Annotated in this window: 23 protein-coding genes; 16 read left to right on the top strand and 7 right to left on the bottom strand. The window is 49.8% G+C overall.

Translation table 11 applies throughout. The features are described from left to right. Positions 1 to 382 precede the first annotated feature (382 nt). The gene (locus EG028_RS15630; RefSeq protein WP_120517494.1) at positions 383 to 850 is read right to left on the bottom strand and encodes a PepSY-like domain-containing protein; all 468 of its coding nucleotides are present in this window, start codon (positions 848 to 850) and stop codon (positions 383 to 385) included. A 228-nt stretch (positions 851 to 1078) separates the two neighbouring features. On the opposite strand from EG028_RS15630, the gene ileS reads away from it, so the two are divergent. Then, on the top strand, positions 1079 to 4405 hold the full coding sequence (ileS, locus tag EG028_RS15625) for an isoleucine--tRNA ligase (RefSeq protein ID WP_120517493.1): 3327 nt from the start codon (positions 1079 to 1081) through the stop codon (positions 4403 to 4405). Here ileS and EG028_RS27905 read toward each other — a convergent pair. Next, positions 4385 to 4945, bottom strand: a complete 561-nt coding sequence (locus tag EG028_RS27905) for a hypothetical protein (RefSeq protein ID WP_241559145.1) — start codon at positions 4943 to 4945, stop codon at positions 4385 to 4387. The two genes, ileS and EG028_RS27905, sit on opposite strands and share 21 nt — an antisense overlap. On the opposite strand from EG028_RS27905, the gene EG028_RS27900 reads away from it, so the two are divergent. Further along, positions 4911 to 5489, top strand: coding sequence for a TraR/DksA family transcriptional regulator (locus tag EG028_RS27900; protein ID WP_241559144.1), 579 nt, complete (start codon positions 4911 to 4913; stop codon positions 5487 to 5489). The two genes, EG028_RS27905 and EG028_RS27900, sit on opposite strands and share 35 nt — an antisense overlap. 394 nt (positions 5490 to 5883) lie before the next feature. Here EG028_RS27900 and EG028_RS15615 read toward each other — a convergent pair whose 3' ends face one another. Further along, on the bottom strand, positions 5884 to 7422 hold the full coding sequence (locus tag EG028_RS15615; protein WP_120517491.1) for a glycosyltransferase: 1539 nt from the start codon (positions 7420 to 7422) through the stop codon (positions 5884 to 5886). A gap of 170 nt (positions 7423 to 7592) precedes the next feature. Here EG028_RS15615 and rbfA point away from each other — a divergent pair, with 170 nt between their 5' ends. Together rbfA and EG028_RS15605 are read left to right on the top strand one after the other, a co-directional pair. Beyond that, on the top strand, positions 7593 to 7952 hold the full coding sequence (gene rbfA / locus EG028_RS15610) for a 30S ribosome-binding factor RbfA (RefSeq protein WP_120517689.1): 360 nt from the start codon (positions 7593 to 7595) through the stop codon (positions 7950 to 7952). After that, entirely contained in the window at positions 7953 to 9182 is a 1230-nt protein-coding gene (locus EG028_RS15605) for an FtsX-like permease family protein (protein WP_120517490.1), read from the top strand. A gap of 209 nt (positions 9183 to 9391) precedes the next feature. Here EG028_RS15605 and EG028_RS15600 read toward each other — a convergent pair whose 3' ends face one another. After that, positions 9392 to 10228: a transketolase gene (locus tag EG028_RS15600; protein ID WP_120517489.1), complete on the bottom strand. Its 837-nt coding sequence runs from the start codon at positions 10226 to 10228 to the stop codon at positions 9392 to 9394. A 158-nt stretch (positions 10229 to 10386) separates the two neighbouring features. Between EG028_RS15600 and EG028_RS15595 the strand changes: the two genes are divergently transcribed. Continuing rightward, positions 10387 to 11532, top strand: a complete 1146-nt coding sequence (locus EG028_RS15595; RefSeq protein ID WP_120517488.1) for a glycosyltransferase family 4 protein — start codon at positions 10387 to 10389, stop codon at positions 11530 to 11532. A 92-nt stretch (positions 11533 to 11624) separates the two neighbouring features. Beyond that, positions 11625 to 12188 (top strand): ribosome recycling factor, encoded by a 564-nt coding sequence (gene frr, locus EG028_RS15590; protein ID WP_120517487.1) that lies wholly within the window; start codon positions 11625 to 11627, stop codon positions 12186 to 12188. Positions 12189 to 12242: 54 nt separating this feature from the next. On the opposite strand, the gene EG028_RS15585 is transcribed toward frr, so the two are convergent. After that, the gene (locus tag EG028_RS15585) at positions 12243 to 13109 is read right to left on the bottom strand and encodes a DMT family transporter (RefSeq protein WP_120517486.1); all 867 of its coding nucleotides are present in this window, start codon (positions 13107 to 13109) and stop codon (positions 12243 to 12245) included. A 64-nt stretch (positions 13110 to 13173) separates the two neighbouring features. On the opposite strand from EG028_RS15585, the gene EG028_RS15580 reads away from it, so the two are divergent. The 10 genes from EG028_RS15580 (at position 13174) to EG028_RS15535 (ending at position 21165) form a co-directional block, all read left to right on the top strand. Continuing rightward, positions 13174 to 13947: a PPK2 family polyphosphate kinase gene (locus EG028_RS15580; protein ID WP_120517485.1), complete on the top strand. Its 774-nt coding sequence runs from the start codon at positions 13174 to 13176 to the stop codon at positions 13945 to 13947. 55 nt (positions 13948 to 14002) lie between these two features. Further along, entirely contained in the window at positions 14003 to 14380 is a 378-nt protein-coding gene (gene mscL, locus EG028_RS15575) for a large-conductance mechanosensitive channel protein MscL (RefSeq protein WP_120517484.1), read from the top strand. Between the two features lie 79 nt (positions 14381 to 14459). After that, positions 14460 to 15404 carry a DUF3078 domain-containing protein gene (locus tag EG028_RS15570; RefSeq protein ID WP_120517483.1) on the top strand — a complete coding sequence of 315 codons (945 nt, stop codon included), beginning with the start codon at positions 14460 to 14462 and terminating at the stop codon, positions 15402 to 15404. Between the two features lie 69 nt (positions 15405 to 15473). Continuing rightward, positions 15474 to 16268, top strand: a complete 795-nt coding sequence (locus EG028_RS15565; RefSeq protein ID WP_120517482.1) for a segregation and condensation protein A — start codon at positions 15474 to 15476, stop codon at positions 16266 to 16268. A 4-nt stretch (positions 16269 to 16272) separates the two neighbouring features. Then, entirely contained in the window at positions 16273 to 17175 is a 903-nt protein-coding gene (locus tag EG028_RS15560; protein WP_162946540.1) for a helix-turn-helix domain-containing protein, read from the top strand. Between the two features lie 308 nt (positions 17176 to 17483). After that, positions 17484 to 18359, top strand: coding sequence for a pirin family protein (locus EG028_RS15555; RefSeq protein ID WP_120517480.1), 876 nt, complete (start codon positions 17484 to 17486; stop codon positions 18357 to 18359). A 45-nt stretch (positions 18360 to 18404) separates the two neighbouring features. Continuing rightward, positions 18405 to 18932, top strand: coding sequence for a YceI family protein (locus tag EG028_RS15550; protein ID WP_120517479.1), 528 nt, complete (start codon positions 18405 to 18407; stop codon positions 18930 to 18932). Positions 18933 to 19278: 346 nt separating this feature from the next. Beyond that, positions 19279 to 19689, top strand: coding sequence for an OsmC family protein (locus tag EG028_RS15545; RefSeq protein ID WP_120517478.1), 411 nt, complete (start codon positions 19279 to 19281; stop codon positions 19687 to 19689). Positions 19690 to 19919: 230 nt separating this feature from the next. Further along, positions 19920 to 20633 carry a pirin family protein gene (locus EG028_RS15540; protein WP_120517477.1) on the top strand — a complete coding sequence of 238 codons (714 nt, stop codon included), beginning with the start codon at positions 19920 to 19922 and terminating at the stop codon, positions 20631 to 20633. A gap of 154 nt (positions 20634 to 20787) precedes the next feature. Beyond that, positions 20788 to 21165, top strand: a complete 378-nt coding sequence (locus tag EG028_RS15535) for a hypothetical protein (RefSeq protein WP_120517476.1) — start codon at positions 20788 to 20790, stop codon at positions 21163 to 21165. 10 nt (positions 21166 to 21175) lie between these two features. Here EG028_RS15535 and EG028_RS15530 read toward each other — a convergent pair whose 3' ends face one another. Together EG028_RS15530 and EG028_RS15525 are read right to left on the bottom strand one after the other, a co-directional pair. Further along, on the bottom strand, positions 21176 to 21700 hold the full coding sequence (locus EG028_RS15530; protein WP_120517475.1) for a PAS domain-containing protein: 525 nt from the start codon (positions 21698 to 21700) through the stop codon (positions 21176 to 21178). 39 nt (positions 21701 to 21739) lie between these two features. Further along, positions 21740 to 22381: a PAS domain-containing protein gene (locus EG028_RS15525; RefSeq protein WP_120517474.1), complete on the bottom strand. Its 642-nt coding sequence runs from the start codon at positions 22379 to 22381 to the stop codon at positions 21740 to 21742. Between the last annotated feature and the right edge of the window lie 66 nt (positions 22382 to 22447).

The raw sequence follows: 22447 nt of genomic DNA, 5'->3' as shown, positions 1-22447 counted from the left end.
ACTTTCTTTGTGTTACGATCTTTGGATGTCTATCCGGCGGTCCTCATAAGCTTCCTTATCAGATTTGACCTAAGAGGAAAGCTTGCAGACGATAGTAAAGCCATTATAAAAAGCAGTGCAATATCAAACACCACAAGACCTAAGAATTTGCATCGCCAGTCCGTAAGTTTTTCCACCGTAATTTGCATAAAGCCGTTACTTTTCTGTGACGGCTTTTTTTATTTTTCTAATCGTCATTGCGGGGAGTAGCGGGGCTAAAGCGGGTGGGGCAACGAAGCAATCATTTAAGACAAAAGAAAAACCCCGCCCAAAAGAGCAGGGTCTGTCCTATTTATCCCTATACCTATGAAATACTTAATGAATGTCTTTGTTGGCAAATATCTTAATCAACAATAGTGCCAGCATCGTTTAACAGTACGGTTTTGGCAGTCCCGTTATCGTCGATATTTACTTTAAAATATGGTGCCACATCCGCTCTTTCAATTTTCCACCCTTCTTTAACAACTGCGGAGGGATATTTGTTCTTTAATGTTCCCAAAACAGTTTCGGGCAGATTGCCTGTCTCGAAAGTGCTGCGGGTAGCTACCCAGGTGCCTTCTGCATTGTATTCAACAGCGGTCTTCACGTTTTCCCTGTTGAATGAAGCGATCCAGTTGCCACCGGAGGTTTTAGCCCACTGTGCATCTGCTGCTCCTGCAAATTCGGCATTTTGTGTAAATGCGTCTTTAACAGGTGCCGGTGCTTCCACCTTTTTAGCTACTGTTTTGGTTTTTTTAGATGATTTCTGCTGTGAAAACGCTATGCCGGATGTGAAGATGGCAGCGCATATTAATAACGTTACTTTTTTCATAAAAGATATGGTTTATAATCGCGTTAGACTCTTCAGAATCCTAACCAAAACAATGCCAAAAACGCATTGTTTGCATAGTTTATTGCAAATTACTCAATTTTGCCGGCATTTTTTTCATAATTCTGTTATTTTTTATCACCGCCTGCCTTACTCTGAAACCTGCCCGTATTTTCGTAACTTCGCAGAATTTTAAATACCAAACTTAAGCACCCGGGTGGGAAATTGTTTATGTCCAGCAAATATCAGGAATACAATCAACTGAATTTACCGCAAATAGAACAGGATATACTGCAAGCGTGGGAAAAGCACCAGATTTTTGAAAAAAGCATCGCCAACCGCGATGGTGCGGCACCCTACGTATTTTACGAAGGCCCTCCCAGCGCCAACGGCCTCCCCGGTATCCACCACGTGATATCCCGCGCTTTGAAAGATCTCGTTTGCCGGTACAAAACCATGCAGGGCTTCCAGGTAAAAAGGAAGAGCGGCTGGGATACCCATGGCCTCCCTGTGGAGCTGGGTGTTGAAAAAGCCCTCGGTATCACCAAGGAAGATATCGGCAAAAAGATCTCCATCGCTGAATATAACGACACCTGCCGCAAAGAAGTATTGAAGTATAAAGATAAATGGGAAGACCTGACCCGTAAAATGGGCTATTGGGTTGATCTTGAACATCCTTATATCACTTTCGACAATTCTTATATCGAAAGCCTCTGGTGGTGCCTGCAACAACTGTATAAAAAAGGACTGTTATATAAAAGTGTCAGCATCCAGCCGTATTCTCCGGCTGCCGGCACCGGTCTCAGTTCCCATGAGCTGAACCAGCCGGGTACCTATAAGGATGTAAAAGACACGACCATTGTGGCCATGTTCAAGGCTGAAAAGTCTGAACGCTCACAATTCCTGTTCGACGCAGCCGGTTCCAATGAGGTGTTTTTCCTCGCCTGGACCACCACCCCCTGGACGCTGCCGAGCAACCTGGGCCTGACTGTTGGCGCCAATATCGATTACGTACTGGTAAAAACCTTCAACCCCTACACTCACCTGCCCGTCAATGTAATACTGGCGAAGGACCTGGCCGGCAAATATTTTAAGCCGGAAGGGGAGAACGCTGATTTTGAAGCATATAAGGCGGAGGATAAGATCCTCCCCTGGAAAATACTGGCCAATTTTAAAGGCGGCGAACTGGAGAACATCCGTTACGAACAGCTGCTGCCTTTTGCCAAACCCGAGGAAGGCGATCCTTTCCGCGTGCTGATCGGTGACTTCGTGACCACCGAAGATGGTACCGGCATCGTGCATACCGCTCCCGCCTTTGGCGCGGACGACAACCGCGTCGGTAAAAAGTACGGCATCGGCATCCTCACCCTGGTGGACCGCCAGGGTAAATTCACCGACAATGTGGGTGAATTCTCCGGCCGTTACGTAAAAGATTATAAGAACGACCCGGACTATAAGGACGTGGACGTGGATATAGCCGTTAAACTGAAAAAGGAGAACCGCGCCTTTAAAGTGGAAAAATACGAGCACACCTACCCGCATTGCTGGCGTACGGACAAACCCGTGCTGTATTACCCGCTGGATGCATGGTTCATCAAAACGACGGCCGTGAAGGACAGGATGGTGGAGCTGAACAAGACCATCAACTGGAAACCTGCCGTGACAGGCTCCGGCCGCTTCGGCAACTGGCTGGAGAACATGGTGGACTGGAACCTTTCCCGCAGCCGCTACTGGGGTACCCCGCTGCCCATCTGGCGCACGGAAGACGGCACCGAAGAGATCTGCATCGGCAGTATCGCTGAACTGAATGATGGCATCCGTCTTGCAAATGAAGTACTGGGCGGCGATGTGAACAAACATTACCTCCACGAAGGCATCCTGGACCTGCATAAACCTTACGTGGACGATATCATCCTGGTGAGCTCCACCGGCAAACCGATGCGCCGCGAGCCGGACCTGATAGACGTTTGGTTCGATTCAGGCGCCATGCCCGTGGCCCAATGGCATTATCCTTTTGAAAATAAAGAGATGCTGGAAAAAGGCCAGGCTTTCCCGGCGGACTTTATCGCGGAAGGTGTGGATCAGACCCGTGGATGGTTTTACACACTTCATGCCCTCGCCGTGATGCTTTTCGACAGCGTGGCGTATAAGACCGTCGTTTCCAACGGGCTGGTGCTGGATAAGAACGGCAACAAAATGAGTAAACGCGTGGGCAATGTGGTGGACCCGTTCACCACCATCCAGCAGTTTGGCGCCGATGCCACCCGCTGGTATATGATCACGAACGCCTCGCCCTGGGACAATATGAAATTTGACGTGGAGGGGATCAGGGAAGTACAGCGGAAACTGTTTGGTACATTATATAATACATATAACTTCTTCGCGATGTACGCGAACCTGGACAATTTCGGGTTCAAGGAAGCATACATCCCGCTGGAGCAGCGCCCGGAGATCGACCGCTGGATCATTTCCCTGCTGAACACCCTGGTGAAACAGGTGACCACCAGCCTGGAGGACTACGAGCCCACCCAGGCGGGCCGCGCGGTACAGGAATTTGTGGACGAGCACCTGAGCAACTGGTACGTTCGCCTCTGCCGCCGCCGGTTCTGGAAAGGGGAGTATGAGCATGATAAGATCAGCGCGTACCAGACGCTGTATGAATGCCTTGAGAAGATCGCGCAGCTGATGGCGCCGGTGAGCCCGTTCTTTACGGACTGGCTGTACCGCAACCTGAACAGCGTAAGCGGCCGTCAGCCGGAAGAAAGCGTACACCTCACGAGGTTCCCCGTTGCGGACGCCGCCGCGATAGACCCGGACCTGGAAGAAAGGATGCAGCTGGCGCAGGACGTTTCGTCGCTGGTGCTGAGCCTTAGGAAAAAGACAAATATCAGGGTAAGACAGCCTTTACAAAAGATACTGATCCCGGTTCTGAACCCTCATATGTTGGAGCAGTTGGAATTGATCGAACATTTGGTAAAAAGCGAAGTGAATGTAAAAAGTATTGAGTATCTTACGGAAACCGAAGGTTTTATCAAGAAAAAGATTAAGCCAAACTTTAAGACTCTGGGCAGCCGTATGGGAGCCAAAATGAAGGCAGTGGCGGGTGCGATCAGCGCATTTACGCAGCAGGAGATTTCCCAGTTGGAGAAGGACGGCAGTTTTGGCTTAATAATTGAGAATGAGCAAATTCCGATTCAGTTAACCGATGTTGAGATTATTTCGGAAGACATTCCCGGATGGACGGTGGCGAACAAAGGTTCGCTGACTGTAGCGCTTGATATCACCATCACCCCTGATTTATTGGACGAAGGCAATGCGCGTGAGCTGGTTAACCGGATTCAGAAGATACGGAAGGACAGTGATTTTGAATTGACTGACCGTATTGCTGTAAAAGTGGCTGACGTGGAAGCCCTGAAATCGGCGATAATTAACTTTAATGACTATATTTGCACGGAAATTTTGGCAGATAGTTTGGAAATAGTGCCGCAATTACAGGAGGGCATAGAAGTAGAAGTTAACGATCTTAAATTCAACGTATTAGTTAACAAAAAAAGCTAATCCCATGGCAACAAAGAAGAAGGTTGCTAGTAAAACTACCAAGAAGGCGGTTCCTGCCAAGAAGGCTGTAGCTAAGAAGGCTGCCGCTGCACCGAAAAAAGCGGCGTCCAAACCGGCGCCTGCTAAGAAGGTTGCGGCTGCGCCCAAAAAAGCTGCCGCAAAAAAGGCGGCGCCTAAAGCAGCGAAGCCCGCTCCAAAAAAAGCAGCGGTGAAGAAAGTAGCGGCAAAAGCAGCCCCTTCGAAAGCAGTTCCCGCCAAAAAGAAGGCGGAAGTAGCCAAAAAGCCCGTCAAAGCAGTGAAATCCGCGCCGGCGAAAGCACCGGCCGTTAAAGCTCCTGCGGCGAAAAAACCGGCTGTTGTTGTCAAAGCCCCTGTAAAGAAGGCGGCCCCGGCAGCTCCGGCGCCCAAGGCGAAGCCTGCTCCCGTAGTTGCCAGCAAACCAGCAGAAAGACAATCACCACCGCCCGAACCGTTTATTTCTAAACCCGTAGAAAAAGTAGATATAATGGCATCAAAGAGTAAACAGGATAAGTCAGACAAGGAACCAGTAAAAAAGACCAGGGTAGAAGAACCTGCCAGAAGGACTACTGAGAAACCGTCTTCCAGAACTCCTTCCAAAGCCTCCGGCAGCCGCCCGATGATGAAAACCGTGACTTACTCTCCGGAATTCACGAAATCAGTACTGGATCAGCCGGAAGCTCCTACCGGCCCGATATATCGTTACAGCGACCCCGAATTACAGGAATTCAGGGAGATCATCATGAAGAAGCTGGAAGCGGCCAAAAAAGAACTGGTATACCTCCAGGGCCTGATCACCCGCAAGGATGAAGCAGGTACAGACGATACTGAAAACAAATACATGAGCATGGAAGACGGCAGCGGCTCACAGGAACGTGAACAGCTGAACCAGATGGCCAGCCGCCAGATCCAGTTCATTGATCACCTGGAAAAAGCCCTGGTGCGTATCGAAAACAAAACTTACGGTATCTGCCGTGTAACCGGCAAGCTGATCGAAAAAGCCCGCCTGAAAGCGGTGCCGCATGCTACCCTCAGCATCGAAGCCAAACTCGCAAAAAGCAAATAATGCCCCGGCTCCGGTCAGGCATCTGCAAGAATAAAAATGAAGGGCTGTCCAAAAGGACGGCCCTTTTTCATACATCCATGTTAAATCCTGCATCAGTAAAAATGTTAATGCCGTAAAGCGCCTTATAGAACAGTTATGCTTATGAAGAACCAAATTCCCGAAATACGGCGCTGCATTAAATTCCTCCGGCAGGACTAACCCGATTAACCTCAAGAAATCAAGAGACCGGGAGAACCCGGTCTCCGTCATCGATCATGAATTGCAATCATCCACCGCGATTGCCATACGAAAGTAGGAGGAACGGACACCCGGGCACAGAAAAAAGGCCGGGACTTTCTCAAGCCCGGCCGATAATATCTCAGAAAAATGAAGGGAATTAAAAATTTGCAATAGGTCACGCAGGTTTTAATTGCGTATCCTCATCATGGTCCGGCTGAAACGCCTTACGCACCTGCCGCGCTGCCAGGTATATCAGTCCTGCCGTAGCCAGCGCCGCCAGGCTTCCCAGCCCGATGTTGCGCACCTGCTTTTTGGTCGGCCAGCGGATTATATTTTTTTCCTGGCTCGCCACTGCAATGTCCAGCAACGGCGCCATACAAACGTCTTCGATGATTTTATCCGCCACAGTTGCAGCCTCTACATATTGGGGATGGTACGCCACACCAATACCCGCTTCCTGCAACATCTTACTGTCGCTCTCGCCGTTGCCCACATATATCACGTTCTGCGGCTGGATGTGGTATTTCTCCGAAATGTATTTCAGGATATTGCTTTTGTCGTACACCGCCGCGGCGCCGCTCCCCCGCAGGAAATAATCGGGAATGCTCACTTCGCCGGTGGCTACGCTGTGCACCAGGTGAAGCCGGTTTGCAAACGCGAAATCCGCACCCAGCTTATTTTTCATATGATTAGCCACACACTCGAAACCGTCCGTGATAAAACCACAGATATATCCACGCCGCTTCAGTTCGCGGATCACATGCCGGATGTCCGGCGTTATGGGGATATCGTCCGCCACTTCCAGCAATTCCGCGAGGTTGCGCCCCTGGAACAGTGCGGCGGAGCGCCTGATGATGGACATCGGGTCCGGGTAATGCTGGAGCACCTGCACCAGCGATTCTTCCTGCTCAAAGGCCACTGCGGCCAGGTAGGTGTAATTCTGGGTGAACACGGTTTCGTCCAGGTTAAAGATCACCATCTTCTCCAGCTTGTCGATGGACTCGAGGATGGAATATTCCATCTGCTCGCGGATGATATTGATGTTACCCAGCGTTTCGAGGTTCTGTATAGGAATGCTCTCCGCTTTTTTGAGAATGGTGCGGGATACTTCGCGGCTCATTTTACTAAGCTGCTCCCAGGTCTGCATGGCATTTTCCAGCCTGCCGATGTTCACTTCCTTGATGCGCGCGCCGCTCAGGTGCATGTCTATCAGCAACCCGATGTCTACCCCATAATCATTTTCAAAATGAACTTTCTGTAAAAACGATTTACGCGCGGCGATCATGCCGCTCAACGGCTGGTTGAACCCGGCCAGATCCGGGAAAAGTATGCTCAGCAACGGTTTTGCGACAAGCTGCGTTACACGTCCGGCCTGTCTTTCAAAATATGATTTGACAAAATCCGCTTCCTCGTTTACGATCGCATCCGTCAGTAATTCCACGAGTTGATCGGGATAGGTAAGAATGTCGCCATCCACATACATGATAATGTCATGTTTCGCGGCCATCATGCCTTCCCGCATCGAAATGCCTTTGCCGCGCTGGCTGCTCGTGATCACGCGCACTTTTTCTTTAAGGGCTTCCTCAACCGTATGATCCGTTGAATTGTCATCTACCACAACAATTTCTATAGGCCTGGAGGTTTTCCTGATCGTCTTGATTACCTGGCGTATGGTAGCGCCTTCGTTGAGCACTGGTATAATTACGGAAATCATAGGTGTCAATTAGTTTGATGAACAAATAAGGTACCGTTTGGCACGCTCCTAAGCTCCAAAAATGATACCATAAAGTGCTGAGGCGGGAGATGCTGCGAACCGCTAAAATTGGTTATTTTTGAGCAATTCCCACAAGGGGAGGATTGAGAGTACAGCTTAATATAGAAAAAATGCAGGAAACAAAAAGGCAAAAACAGGTAGGGCAGCTGGTGCAAAAGGAACTCAGCGACATTTTTATGCGTATGGGATTCAATGTAACAGAAGGAGGGATGATCTCGATCTCTTCCGTTAAAATGACCCCCGACCTGCTGGAGGCGCGGGTTTATTTAAGTATGTTCCAGATCAAATCCCCCGAAGAGATGTTGGGCAGGATGAACGAGAAGATGAGCGAGATCCGCCGCGACCTCGGCAACCGCGTGGGCAAACAGCTCCGCCGCGTGCCCGAACTTACTTTCTTCCTGGACGATACGCTGGATCACGTGTTTAAGATGGAAGAGCTCTTTAAAAAGATCAATGAAGAGAAGAAATAAATGATCTGGCAATTCGCACTTCGTTACTTCCGCGCCCGTAAATCCACCAGTGCTATCAATATCATTGCGTGGGTAAGCGTTGGTGCTATTGCCGTAGGTACCGCCGCTCTCATCACGGTGCTGAGCGTATTCAATGGTTTTACCGGCCTGGTGAAATCGCTGTATTCTTCTTTTTACCCCACTTTAAAAGTTGTGCCCGTTACAGGCAAAACCATCCTTTTTACACCTGAACAGTTAAAAGCTGTGAGCCAGACCCGCGGCGTGGCAAACCTTTCCGCGAGCATCGAGGAAAAAGCGGTGCTGCGCAACGGGAACGAACAAACGATCGCGGTATTAAAAGGAGTGGACAGCGCTTTTTCGCATGTGGCCGGTGTGCAGGATAAGGTCATCCGCGGCGCGTATGATATTTCGCATGAGCAGGGCTACCAGGCGGTAGTGGGCCTGGGTATAGAAAGCGCGCTGGGTGTGGATGTGGAGCATAGCAGTGTACCCGTGAACGTTTATATGCCCAAAAGGGACGAAGCCGGTTTCAGCGCCGGTCTGCCTGAGCAGGCCGTCAATTCAGGCACCATCTATCCTGCCGGCACTTTCGCCATTCAGCAGGAATTCGACAGCAAATATGTGCTGGTGGATATCAGCTTCCTCCGTAACCTGCTGGATATGCAGCCCGGAGAAGTGACCTCCCTTGAAATATCCCTGCTGCCGGGCTTTTCGGAGAAAAAGACCAAACGCGCATTGCAGGAGCTGCTGGGCGAAAATGTAAAAGTGCAAACCCGCGTGGAGCAGAACGCAACCATTTACAACGTGATGCAGACGGAGAAGTGGGTGGTATACGTATTCCTCAGTTTTATACTGGTGATCGCGGCGTTTAATATGATCGGCTCCCTGTCTATGCTGGTGATCGAAAAACAAAAAGATATTACCATCCTCAAAGCCATGGGAGGGAGGAACAGCCTGATCCAGCGGATATTCCTCACGGAAGGCCTCATCATTGCGGGCGCGGGCAGCGTCATCGGGTTCAGCCTCGCCATTACCATCTGTTTATTGCAGCAGCATTTCGGGCTCATCAAGCTCGGGGGCGGCTCTTTCCTGATAGATGCTTTCCCGGTGGAAATGCATTATGAAGACTTCATCCTGGTAAGCGTAACCATCCTTGTGATCGGTATACTGGCCAGCTGGTACCCCGCCCAAAGGGCCGCCAGGCAAGAGATCACGCTCAAGGCTACCTGACAGCCCATCCATCCCTGCAGAATATTGCGGAACGCAAAGGCCTTCGCAGTTCTTTTTCATATAACCTGGCACGGCAGATACCCTGAAAGTGCCCATCGTCACTGCGCAGCGGGCGCAGCCATTAAAAAAGGGACCGCTTTTTCAACGGTATGCATAAAAAAAGCGTGCCTCACGGGCACGCTCTGTATTTTAATACGAATAAATGCGGATCAATAATCGCCCAGCGTTTCCGGCAACTGTGCCAGCGCTTTGGCCAGCTGTTCGTCGTTGGGGGCGATGCCGTGCCATTCGTGGGAACCTTCCATGAAGTCCACGCCTTTACCCATGGCTGTTTTCATGAGAATAACGATGGGCTGGCCTTTGCCGGTCAGGCTTTTTGCTTTTGCCAGGGTGGCAAGTACATCATCCATATCGTTACCATTCATCTGGAGCACTTTCCAGCCGAAGGAAAAGAACTTGGCATCCAGGTCGCCAAGGCTCATCACTTTGTCCGTGGGGCCGTCGATCTGCTGGCCGTTGTAGTCAACGGTGGAGATGAGGTTATCCACTTTGTGATGCGCGGCAAACATGATGGCTTCCCAGTTCTGGCCTTCCTGCAACTCGCCGTCGCCATGGAGTGAGTAGACGATCTTGGAATCTTTATTCAGCTTTTTGCTGAGGGCAGCGCCGAGAGCAACGCTCATACCCTGGCCCAGGGAGCCGCTTGCTACCCTTATACCGGGTAGGTGCTCATGGGTGGTGGGGTGGCCTTGCAGGCGGGAGTCAATTTTACGGAATGTAGCCAGTTCAGATATCGGGAAATAACCGGACCTGGCCAGGGCGCTGTAGAACACGGGGGAAATGTGTCCGTTTGACAGGAAAAACAGATCCTGGTCCTTACCATCCATATCGAAGGGTACGGGTGTGTGCTCCATCACCTTGAAATACAAGGCGGTAAAGAATTCCGTACAGCCCAGGGAACCACCGGGGTGCCCGCTTTGTACGGCATGTACCATCCGTACAATGTCCCGCCTGATCTGCGTGGCGATATCTTTCAGTTCTGGCATGATAATTGGCGTTTTATGAGCCGCAAAAGTAATAAGAAATTACCCAGATTCTCAGCGTATTGAGTGTTTTTTTCCGGGGATGGTATAATTCCTTGAGTTTTAAAATTTTTTGATACGCATTTCGCTGAAATTAATATCTTTGCACCACAACCCCCCGTATGGAGAATGTAATTATCGCGACTGTCCTGAGTTTCGTTATAACCTATTTTGCTATCCCGGTGCTGATCAGGGTGGCAGAGTTGAAACATCTTTATGACGAACCAGATGAGCGCAAATCGCATAAAATACGGATCCCCACTTTAGGTGGTCTAGGATTCTTTGCTGGTTTTGTGCTGGCCACCGCAGTTTGTGCCCCCGCGCAGCAAGCGTTTCCATTGCAATATCTTCTGGCGGCATTTTTCATCATTTTCATCGTTGGTATGAAAGATGATATCGTTGGCCTTTCTCCCGTTAAAAAATTGGTAGGCCAGCTGGTGGCAGCTTTCACCATCATCTACCTGGGCAACCTGCAGATACAGAACATGTACGGTGCATTCGGCATCGGGGAGCTGCCTTACCATTTCAGCCTGCTGCTGACCTACTTCACTTTCATCGTAGTGGTAAACGCATTCAATCTGATTGACGGTATAGATGGGCTGGCGGGTAGCGTCGGCCTCCTGGTTTCCGCCGTGCTGGGCGCTTACTTTTTGTATGTGAATGAAGTCCTCTACGCTGTAATGGGCTTTTCACTGGCTGCCGGCCTGGCGGCTTTCCTGATCTATAACATTACTCCCGCAAAGATATTCATGGGCGACACCGGCTCACTGCTCGTAGGATTGGTAAACGCCACCATGATCGTAAAATTTATTGAAGTGGCCGGCAATCCCGCCGGGACCTTACCGCTTCAGTCTGTGCCGGCTATCGCTTTCGCCATCCTTATCATTCCCCTGTTCGATACGCTCAGGGTGTTTGCCATCAGGATGAGCCGCGGGCGCTCTCCCTTTACAGCGGACCGCCACCACATTCATCACTACATGCTGGCGCTGGGCCTCAGCCACGGACAGGCTACCCTCATCGCTGTATTGTCAAATATCGGCTTTATTGTGATGGCGTGCAGCCTCCGGGACATAGGTACTACCAACCTGCTGCTGCTCACCGGCGGCCTGGCGTTTGGAGCCACTACCGTTCTGTTTTACCTGAAAAAACGGAAAGAAATGCCCAAGCCCGTTATGGTGCCTGCCACCGAAGCACTTGACAACAGGCCGAGTATCACGAAGCCTAAGATCCTGCGCGTCAACACCGAATCTGTACTGCAGGACAAATAAACCGCACCCGTACCGGCTATTCCAACTACGCTCATCCTTTGATGATTAAAAGATTTCATGTAGGTTTGCAAGCACTTTAAGTATTATTTCTTATGCAAGACGAACTTAATTTAATCCTGGATGACGCTAACGATTCCATGCAAAAGGCTATTTCGCACCTGGAAACCGAGCTGACCAAGATACGCGCCGGTAAAGCCAATGTCCAGATCCTGGACGGCATTTTCGTAGACTATTATGGTTCCCCCACCGCGCTGAACCAGGTGGCCAACGTGAGCGTGGCGGATGCCCGTACCCTCACCATACAGCCCTGGGAAAAAAACATGCTTCAGCCGATCGAAAGAGCCATTATTGCATCGAACATCGGGCTGAACCCGCAGAACGATGGTATCATCATCCGCTTATTCCTGCCCCCGCTTACAGAAGAACGCCGCAAAGAACTGGTGAAAAGAGTGAATGGTGAAGGAGAACACGCGAAAGTGGCCATCCGCAACATCCGCCGCGATGCTATTGAGGCCATCAAAAAATTACAGAAAGACGGATTAAGCGAAGATACCGCCAAAGATGCAGAAGCAGACGTACAGGTGCTGACGGACAAAAACATCGTCGGGATAGACAAACATTGCGCAGCAAAAGACAAAGAGATCATGGCTATCTAAAAAGCCAGGGTCTGGAAATATCCGGAAGAGACGGGCCGTACGCCCGTCTCTTCCTTATTTACGGTTTACAAGGTACACACCTCCCATGATCACCGCGAGGCAGATCACCTGCAGCGGATTGATATCTTCCCCCGCCAGCACCCCCCAGCCAATAGCCACCACGGGCAGGCCATAGGTGACCATAGACGCAAAGATGGCCCCCGCGGAACGGATCAGCTGGTAAAACAGGATAGACGCCACACCCGTGCCCATCAGCCCCAGCGTAACGCTTGCCGCAAGACTGGTATACGCACCCTCCGCCTGGCCGAACACCGTGAAGAAATCGCTGAAAAGCAATATAGGCAAGGCAAAAAGCGCCATAAAAAACAAAGAGATAGAAACCAGTTGCAATGAAGCGAACTCCTTGAGGTAATGATGTACCAGCGCAATATTAAGCCCGTAACAGGCCGTGGCCAATATCACAAAGAACCCGTAATACCAGTAAGCATTCGTACCGATCCCTTTTGCCAGGAACAGGCAGATGACCCCCACAAAACCGATAGCCAGCCCCGTTAGCTGCCTTTTGGCCACCGGTGCGTGAAAAAGAGATACCGTAAAGATCAGCGCGAACACCGGGGTGAAAGAATTGAGCATACCCGCCAGCGAACTGTCTATCCGCGTTTCGGCAATACAGAACAAATAAGCCGGAATTCCGTTACCTAATAAACCGGAGAGGATAATAACCGGGATCTTTTTGAGCGGCGTTTTGCCGATGTAGCTGAAAAATACAGGCAGCAACGCCAGACCTGCCGATATGAGCCGGATACTGGCCACCTGGTACGGGCTGAACGATTCCAGTCCCAGCTTCATTAAAATAAAAGAGCTGCCCCAGGTAAGCGACAGCAGCAGGAAGATCCCCCAGTTAAGCAAGCGTTGGTTCATAGGACCGTAAAGATACCGATTCCGTACATCCGGCAATTTGTTTAAATTTAAAAAACACTCGCTTATGCCTCAGATCAAACTCTCTGAAATTTCGACCACCGCACCTAAAAAAGCCGATAAGGAAAAGACCAAAGAAGCCCTTAAAGAGATACTGGACGAGCTGGATGACCTCCAAAATCTGCTGTATGCTGAACATAAACACAGTTTATTGGTTGTATTACAGGGAATGGATGCCAGTGGAAAAGATGGCGTGATCAGGGACGTGTTTGGCACCATGAACCCGATGGGTGTAATGGTACAGCCGTTCAAAGCTCCCACCACGCTGGAAATGGACCATGATTTCCTGTGGAGGATCCACCAGCATGCGCCCGCCAAAGGCATGATACAGGTCTTCAACCGTTCGCATTACGAAGACGTACTCGTGCAGCGCGTGCATAAATGGATAGACGATGACATGGCGAAGAAACGTTTCGCGGCGATTAACGGCTTTGAACAACTACTGCAAGAGCACAACAATACGCACATCCTGAAGTTTTACCTGCATGTATCCGCCGGCGCGCAACAGGCCCGCCTCGAAGAACGCACGCAGGACCCGCGAAAGATGTGGAAATACAATGAAAAGGATTTTACCGAAGCCAAACTGTTCAAGACCTATCAGAAGATGTATGAGGATGTATTCAGGAATTGCAATAAAGTGCCCTGGACCATCGTGCCAAGCGATCACAACTGGTACAAGGAATTCCTGATCGCGCAAACGGTGAGGGATACACTGAAATCACTGAAAATGAAGTTCCCGAAACTGCCGAAACCAAAAAATAATGCGGTTACAAAAGCATAAATTATTAATCTTGCAGGTGTTATACCACCATTTCTTAACCTTAAAACCTTAGCGTATGTCTTTTTTCAGTGAATTTAAAGCCTTTGCCATGAAGGGGAATGTGATCGACCTGGCGGTGGGTATCGTGATCGGTGCCGCTTTCGGGAAGATCGTGAATTCGCTCGTGGAAGCGATCATTATGCCGATTGTAGGCATCCTGATCGGTAAAGTGGATTTTAAAGGACTGCTGGTAAAAGTAGGAGATGCTGAAATAAAATACGGGCTGTTCATCCAGTCGGTTGTAGAGTTTATCATTGTTGCCTTTGCCATTTTCCTGGTGGTGAAAGCCATTAACAGGATGAAAAAAGAAGAACCCGCAGCACCCGCAGAACCCGTGCTCACTACGCAGGAAAAACTGCTCATGGAAATCCGCGACGAGCTCAAACAGAAATAATACATCGCTTTATTCATATGACGGTTGGCTGCTCAAACGGTCAACCGTTCACTATTTCAACTGTATAACCGAACGTATCATGAAGAAATTCAACTGGCTTTTGATGGTATGCTTGTCCGTAGGTTTCGCACTGAAGGCGCAGGACAACAGCATGAAAAAACTCCGCGAGGAGACCGCCGGAAAAATCAAAAATGCAGAAAAAGACACTACCGGCAGATTGTGGAAAAGAGGTGGCAACTTCGGCCTGATGTTCAACCAGGGATCGCTTACCAACTGGGCAGCGGGCGGTGACAAACTTTCCCTCTCCCTGCTCGCCACCTTCAACGGGTTCGCGAATTATAAAAAAGGACGACATAACTGGGATAACAATGTTGATCTCGCCTACGGCTATGTGAACACCACCAGCCTCGGTACCCGTAAGAGCGATGACCGTATAGACATGACTTCCAAATATGGTTACGAAATAGGCAAAAACTGGTATCTCAGCGGCCTGTTCAACCTTCGCACCCAATTCTCCGAAGGTTACCTATACCCGTCGGACACCACCCGGGAATTTGTATCCAAATTCTTCGCGCCGGCTTACATCATCCTGTCTCCCGGTATAGACTTCAAACCGAACGATGAATTCTCCCTGTTCATGTCTCCCTTCACCGGCCGCTGGGTGGTCGTGATGGACGATACCCTGTCTGCCAAAGGCTCCTACGGGGTAGATACCGGCAAACATGTGAAATCCGAGTTCGGCGCTTATATTTCCGCTACCTGGAACAAGGAGATCATGAAAAACGTGACCTACAAAACCAAGCTGGAACTGTTTTCCAACTATAAACACAACCCCGGCAATATTGACATTTTCTGGACGAATATCGTTGCTATGAAAGTCAATAAATGGCTTTCCGCCAATGTGAGCCTGGATATGATCTATGACGACGATGTGAGGGTGTTTGAGAACAAGGAAACGGGCGTCATGGGGCCACGGTTGCAGATCAAGGAGGTCATCGGCATCGGGCTGACGGCTAAATTCTGATTACCCCCGAAATTTCATTATTTTTGATAAACCTGTCGGCCTCTGCCGGCAGGTTTTATTGTTTAAAATATGAGTAATAACGATCCGGAAATATATAAAATAAAGCTCCCCCAGTTTGAAGGGCCCTTCGACCTGCTGCTGTTCTTCATCGAAAGGGACGAGCTGGATATTTACAATATACCCATCTTCAGCCTCACCAAGGACTTCCTCGATTACATCCACCACATGGAGCACCTGAACATCGAGCTGGCCAGCGAGTTTATCCTCTTCATTTCCACCCTTATGCGCATCAAGGCGAAAATGCTGTTGCCGCGCAAGGAGCTGGACGAAGCAGGGAACGAGATAGACCCCCGCCAGGAACTGGTGGACAAGATCCTGGAATACAAACGTTTCAAACAGGCAGCCGCCGAGCTGGCCGAGCAGGAAGCGGACCGTTTGCTGCAGGTGAAAAGAGGGAATATCGCGAAGGAACTGGCCGAGATAGGGGAAGCTACCAGCGAAGGCTCCGAAGTACAGACGCTGACGCTCTTCAAACTCACCAAAACCTTCGAAAAGGTGATGCAGCGTGTGAAAGAACGGTCGAACAAACCGCAGCACGTCGTGTACAAATACGATTATACCATGGAAGGCTCCAGGGAGTATATGATGGACCTTGCACGCTCAGAAAAGACCATGGCTTTCGAAAAGATCTTCGATCACTGTAAGGACCGCGTGCACGCTATCTTCCTGTTCCTCGGCATGCTGGAGCTGGTACAGGCGAAATACCTGAGCATTATGGTGGGCGAAGGCCGGAATAATTTCATCATCGACTACGTGGACCCTTCCGAAAGACCGGAAGATGTTCCCGTGGTATTTGAAGATTAAACATATGGCGGACAAAAAAGAACAGATAGAGATAGTTTCACTATCAGAATACGGCCACGTGGCCGATGAGCAGTATGAGTTCAGCGTGTCCACACTCTGCAACCTGGGCTGCGCTTTTTTTGAACATCAGAACGCCCCACACCGGCATAATTTCTATACTATTTACTGGATCAAAAAAGGGGAACTGACCCATACGATCGATATGGTCACCCATGTCGTGAAACGCAATACCCTCTTTTTCCTGGCGCCCGGCCAGGTGCACCAGCTGAAACTCTCCGAGAAAGTGGACGGTTATATGATCGCCTTTCACGACTCCCTGATGTGCCCCAGCGACCAGTCGGACATGGCAAGCGTGCGCAAAGGGCTCTTTGTGAACGACGCTTTCAGCTCCGTGATCGACCTGACCGAATCCGACGATGAAAAAGAGCTGGACTGGCTCGTGCAGCGCATGATGCGCGAGATTGAGAACAAAGCGCCCAATTACGGGGTGGCTTTCCAGAACCTGCTGCAGTATTTCCTCGTGGTGGCTTCCCGCAATACGACCATGCCGGTAGCAGTGATCCCGGAATACCAGGCAAAGCACAACAGTGCCCTTTTTATGAACTTTAAGACGCTGATAGAGCAAAAGTATAAGGAGCTGAAGAACGTGTCCGAATACGCCTCATTATTGCATATAAAGCCCGTTTTGCTGAACGAGATCAGCAAACAACTGTCCGGCATCACGGCGGGGGAGCATATCCGCAACCGCGTAATACTCGAGGCACAACGTTATCTCTACAATACGGACCTCACAGCCAAAGAGATCGCTTACAAGCTGGGTTTTGAAGACCCGCATTATTTTTCCCGCTTCTTTAAAAAGTACACCAGCCAATCCCCTTCAGAGTTCAAGGAACTGGCGAAGGTATAGAACGTATTGATTTTCAATTTAGTACAGGCTTCCATCGGGAGCCTGTACTTTTTAACCCCTGATCAAGTCCGCCTCATCTCCACCTCATGTCCGCCTTTCCTCCAGCTACGCTTCAACTTCCCTGTATCCTCCCGATAATGACCCTGGTGTTAATATACTACTACGGAGGTGTTTTCACTTTTGATTATCAGTCGTTTATAAAACCAGGCACGGCGAAATAAAAAAAGTACACCGTTTAACTCATTCTATCCATTTCTATTAGGTGTTGCAACATGTAATTTTGTGTTGTCTTTAAGGAGATACACAATATGAAACAAACCAAACAAGTAGCAAAAATTTATGAAGGCGCCCAGGAACATATGGTGGGCGACGGATTTAAGGTGCAGAACCTTTTCCCGAACGGCAACCGCATCGGCAACAGGCAGCTCAGCCCTTTTTTCCTTCTCGACTATGCTGCGCCTCATTATTTCCCCCCTTCAGACGCACCCCGTGGCGTGGACGAGCACCCGCACAGGGGCTTTGAAACAGTCACCATCGCCTACCAGGGCGCCCTGGAGCACAGGGATTCCGGCGGCAACTCCGGTAAAATAGGGCCTGGTGATGTACAATGGATGACGGCGGCTTCGGGCGTGGTACACGAAGAAAAACACGAAAGCGAATTCACCCGCAACGGCGGTACCCTGGAAATGGTGCAGCTGTGGGTAAACCTGCCCAAAGCCCATAAAATGGACCCTCCCCGCTACCAGGGCCTCGAAAAGAAAGACATTCCCGTTGCGGACCTGGGAGACGGAAGTTACCTCCGTGTCATTGCCGGGGAATTTGATGGACAAAAAGGGGCTGCAAAAACCTTTACACCGCTCAACTTGTTCGATGTACAACTTAAGGCAGGCAAAAACATAGAACTGCCGCTGCCCGACGGGTATAACACCGGCATCGTGGTGCTGAAAGGCGAAGCGCGTTTTAACGATACACATACCGCCAAAGGCGTGGAAATAGCAGTGTTTGAAACAAAAGGCGATGTGATCACCGTTACCGCCCTCACCGATGCCTCCCTGCTGGTGCTGAACGGCGAGCCGATCAACGAACCGGTATTCTCTTACGGTCCTTTTGTGATGAATACGAAAGAAGACATCATACAGGCCGTGGATGATTACAACAACGGCAAAATGGGACACCTGAATTAGATCCTGATAAACATTTCACAAAAAAAAATCAAAAAACTAAACACAATGGCAACCTGGAAAATTGATCCTTTACACAGCGAAATCGAATTTAAAGTGAAACACCTGATGATCACCAACGTGACAGGTCACTTTGCAGAATATGACGCCACCGTTGAAGCAGGCGCGGAAGATTTTTCCGATGCGAAAATTTCTTTCGAAGCCAACGTGGCAAGCGTGAGCACCAAAAACGCACAGAGAGACGAACACCTGAAAGGCGAAGACTTCTTTGACGCCGCCAATCACCCGAAAGTAACCTTCACCTCTACCGAAGTGAAGAAAAAAGATGCGGAGAACTTTGTGCTGAAAGGCGATCTCACCATCCGCGGCGTAACCAAACCCGTAGAGCTGAGCGTGGACTACAACGGCATCACCGTGGACCCCTGGGGCCAGACCAAAGCAGGCTTTGAGCTGACCGGCAAGATCAACCGTAAAGACTTCGGTCTTTCCTGGAGCGCCACCACAGAAGCGGGCGGCCTGGTAGTGAGCGATGAGGTACGTCTCATCCTCGGTGTGCAGATGGTAAAACAAGCTTAACAAAAAATTAAAACCCTTACCGCCAGCGCGGTGAAAGGAATTGACGTAAGCCCGGCAGAAAGGATTCAACGTGGCTGCTGATGAGAAAAATTATGAAGGCTAAAAGACAGGAGCCTGCGCACAGGGATGATTTGAGGCGGTTGATAACAGCGCGGACGGCAGCAAAACGCAGCAAACGGGGAAAAAGAAGAGAGGCCCCGGAAGAGTTTGTGAAATTAGTGTAGAAAGGTTGTCAGGGTTTTAGGTAAAACCGGGTGAAGCAATTCGCCCGGTTTTTTTGCTTTCAATTCATTAATTTTAAGACCTCTTATCGTTCACAATTCACCCAAATAAAAAATTTTGACTCATGAAAAGATCCGCAACCGCCAATTGGAAAGGCACCGGTAAAGAAGGGAATGGCACGGTTTCCACACAGACAGGCGTACTGAAAGATACCCAGTATTCTTTTTCCAGCCGTTTTGAAGACGGCATCGGCACCAATCCAGAAGAGCTGATCGCAGCTGCGCACGCGGGCTGTTTCAGCATGAAGCTCAGCTTCATCATTTCCGGCGCGGGCCTCACCCCCACCAGCATCGATACCAAAAGCATCGTTACTTTCGAAGCGGGCGCGATCCCGAACATTCACCTGGAAGTAACTGCCAGCGTACCCGGCCTGGATGCGGCCAAGTTTGCTGAAATGGCGGAAGACGCAAAGCTGAACTGCCCCATTTCCAAACTGCTCAACACCGAGATCACCATGGATGCGAAACTGGCGTAGACCATTTTCCGCATACAGCATACCAAAGGCCGGACAAGCGTAAAGCTGTATCCGGCCTTTGTTTTTTCCGCTCAGTCATGGCTGCCTGAAACCATTGACACCACTAGGTTTGAAAGGTTTTATAAAGCCCGCCCGGAACAACAATAATAGTCCACCTTTTTAACCGGAATGTCCATTGATCGGCGCCCGCATTATGCTGATCTTTGCAATAGAAAATACAGGAGGACATTATGAAAACAGTTATTCATCGCGGAAACACCCGCGGATTTGCAGATCACGGCTGGTTGCAGTCTTACCACACTTTCAGCTTCGCCGGTTATTACAACCCCGAACGCATTCACTTCGGCGCACTGCGCGTACTGAACGATGATGCGGTGAAAGGCGGCATGGGCTTTGGCGCGCACCCGCACGACAACATGGAGATCATCAGCATACCGCTGACGGGTGCGCTGGAACATAAGGACAATACCGGCCGCCACAAGATCATCAACCAGCACGATGTGCAGATCATGAGCGCAGGCACCGGCATTGAACACTCAGAGTTCAACGCGTCCAGGACTGAACCGGTGAAATTCCTGCAGATATGGCTTTTCCCCAAAAAACGCGACATCGCGCCCCGGTACGAACAAAAAACATTTGACCCCGCTGAGCGGCAGAACAAACTGCAGGTGGTCGTATCGCCTGAAGAGAACACCGATGCCCTCTGGATCAACCAGGATGCCTGGTTCAGCCTGGGCAAATTTGATAAAGACAAGAGCTTTGAATATTCACCGAAACTGGAAGGCAACGGCCTTTACCTGCTGGTACTTTCCGGCAGCCTGAAGGCGGGTAACGAAACGCTCCAGGCCCGGGATGCTATTGCCGTTTCCGGGCTCGAAAAATTGAATGTTACAACATTAGAGGATACCGAATTCCTGCTCATGGACTTGCCCATGGCCGTATAGAAACGCATCAGCCCGGTGGATAAATTCCACCGGGTTTCTTTTTCCCGTATTAAAAAGTGTCGTAAATTAGATTGAAGGGAATGGACATATTGACTTAAAAGAATGGATGTTATGATGCTACCGTTCGTCAACATTTAACTTAAATCAATATATCATGGAAGTACCAACACAGTCATCTGACCTGCAGGCACAGCTGAGCGCCTGGAAAGGCGAAGTAGATAATGTACGCGGCAGCCTGCGTACTATGCGCAGCAGGTTGGAAGAAATGGCCGGCTCCCGCCAGGCCAACCATGAAAGAATGGTGGAAATCGAGCACTTTCAAAACCAGTTCATCCGCCAGTTGGAAGTGGCCGATGAAATGTTCCACGATCTCAAACAATCCGCAAAGTTTATGGGTTACGGCCGCCCGGCAATTATCCATCACGACAGGCCTGTAGACGACTACGACCGGCTTAATGACCGGATGCAGGTATTTCACAAATTACACGAGGAGCTGAAAGGTGATTTTTCCCGGTTTGAATCATTCCGGTAGCCTGGCTTTTTTATTCTCTCATTTGCTGCAGTTTGTCCCGTATCCTGAAAAGGGTGGCATCCAGTTCTGCAGTGCTTTGCCGCAATAGCGCGCACAGCTGTGCGTTCAGGGCAGGTTCATTTTTTTCAAGGTCCAGCATAGCCATAATGCCGAGAATGTTGGACACAGGCCTGCGTATTTCATGTGAATTGATGCGGGCAATTTCCTTCAACATTTCATTCTGCTCCTGCAGCCGGCTGATGAACTGCCTGCGCTCTTTCTGGTGACGCATGGCGTCGTCCACATCCTGTATGGCGCCTATCACCCGCACGGCCTCGCCCTGCTCATTGTACAGGATATGCGCGCGGTCCAGCACGTATTTGTAACTCCCGTCCGCACAACGAAAACGGTATGCCGTATTCCAATGTATATCTTTGTTGCGCACCTTGTCTTCATAAGACGCCATCACTTCCGTGATATCTTCGGGATGAACATTTATTTTCCACCAATCCACATGTTCAATAATATCTTCTTCTTTAAACCCGAACATGGACATCGGCCCGTGGTTGCGCGTAACCCGACCTGAAGGCAGATCCTAGTAATAGATACAATCCTGCGTAACCTGCGCCAGCAGCTCATAACGCGTGCCGATGTCTTTCGCCCTGATGGTACTGCGTACTTCAGAATCAATGTCTATCGCCATCACGATACGCGCTTCTTTGCCATTGTAACGCGTGTAATGCGAATACAATTCCACGTAAAACAGTTCGCCGTTTTTCTTTTTATGCTGCCATATGCCGCGGTAGTCGATGTTTTTATTGGTCCTGTTCACATCCGCCAGCACAGCGGGAATGGAGGACGGGTCGCGGATGGAGAGGATGTCCATCTTTTCAAATTCTTTCCGGGTATAGCCGTATTTTTTTGCGGCGGCATCGTTCACCGCCAGGAATTTTAAAGTACCCCACTGGTAGATCCACATCGGGACGGGATGTTCATAAAACAAATGACGGTATTGGGAAAAGTAGGCATTGTTGCGTGAAAAATCATGACGGATCACCAGGTAGATCAGCACCGCGGAAACGGCAATAAATGCTGCGTTCATGAAGTACTGTAATAAACCCGGATGCGTGCGCGGGAAGAAAGTCGTAAGCCTCACCAGTAAGCGGTTGTAGCCGGCCAGCCATACAAGCCCGCAGATCAGGAAAAGACTGGCTGTTTTCAGCGCGGTATGGCTCATCTTTGTTGTTTGATTCACTGAATGTAGTGAAATTCGGAGAACTGGCCAAGTTCGCGTCTGGAAAGG

The organism is Chitinophaga barathri (genome assembly GCF_003807585.1).
Lineage (GTDB): Bacteria > Bacteroidota > Bacteroidia > Chitinophagales > Chitinophagaceae > Chitinophaga > Chitinophaga barathri.
The sequence above is the reverse complement of the archived record's forward strand: the minus strand, read 5'-3'. Positions and strand labels throughout refer to the sequence as shown.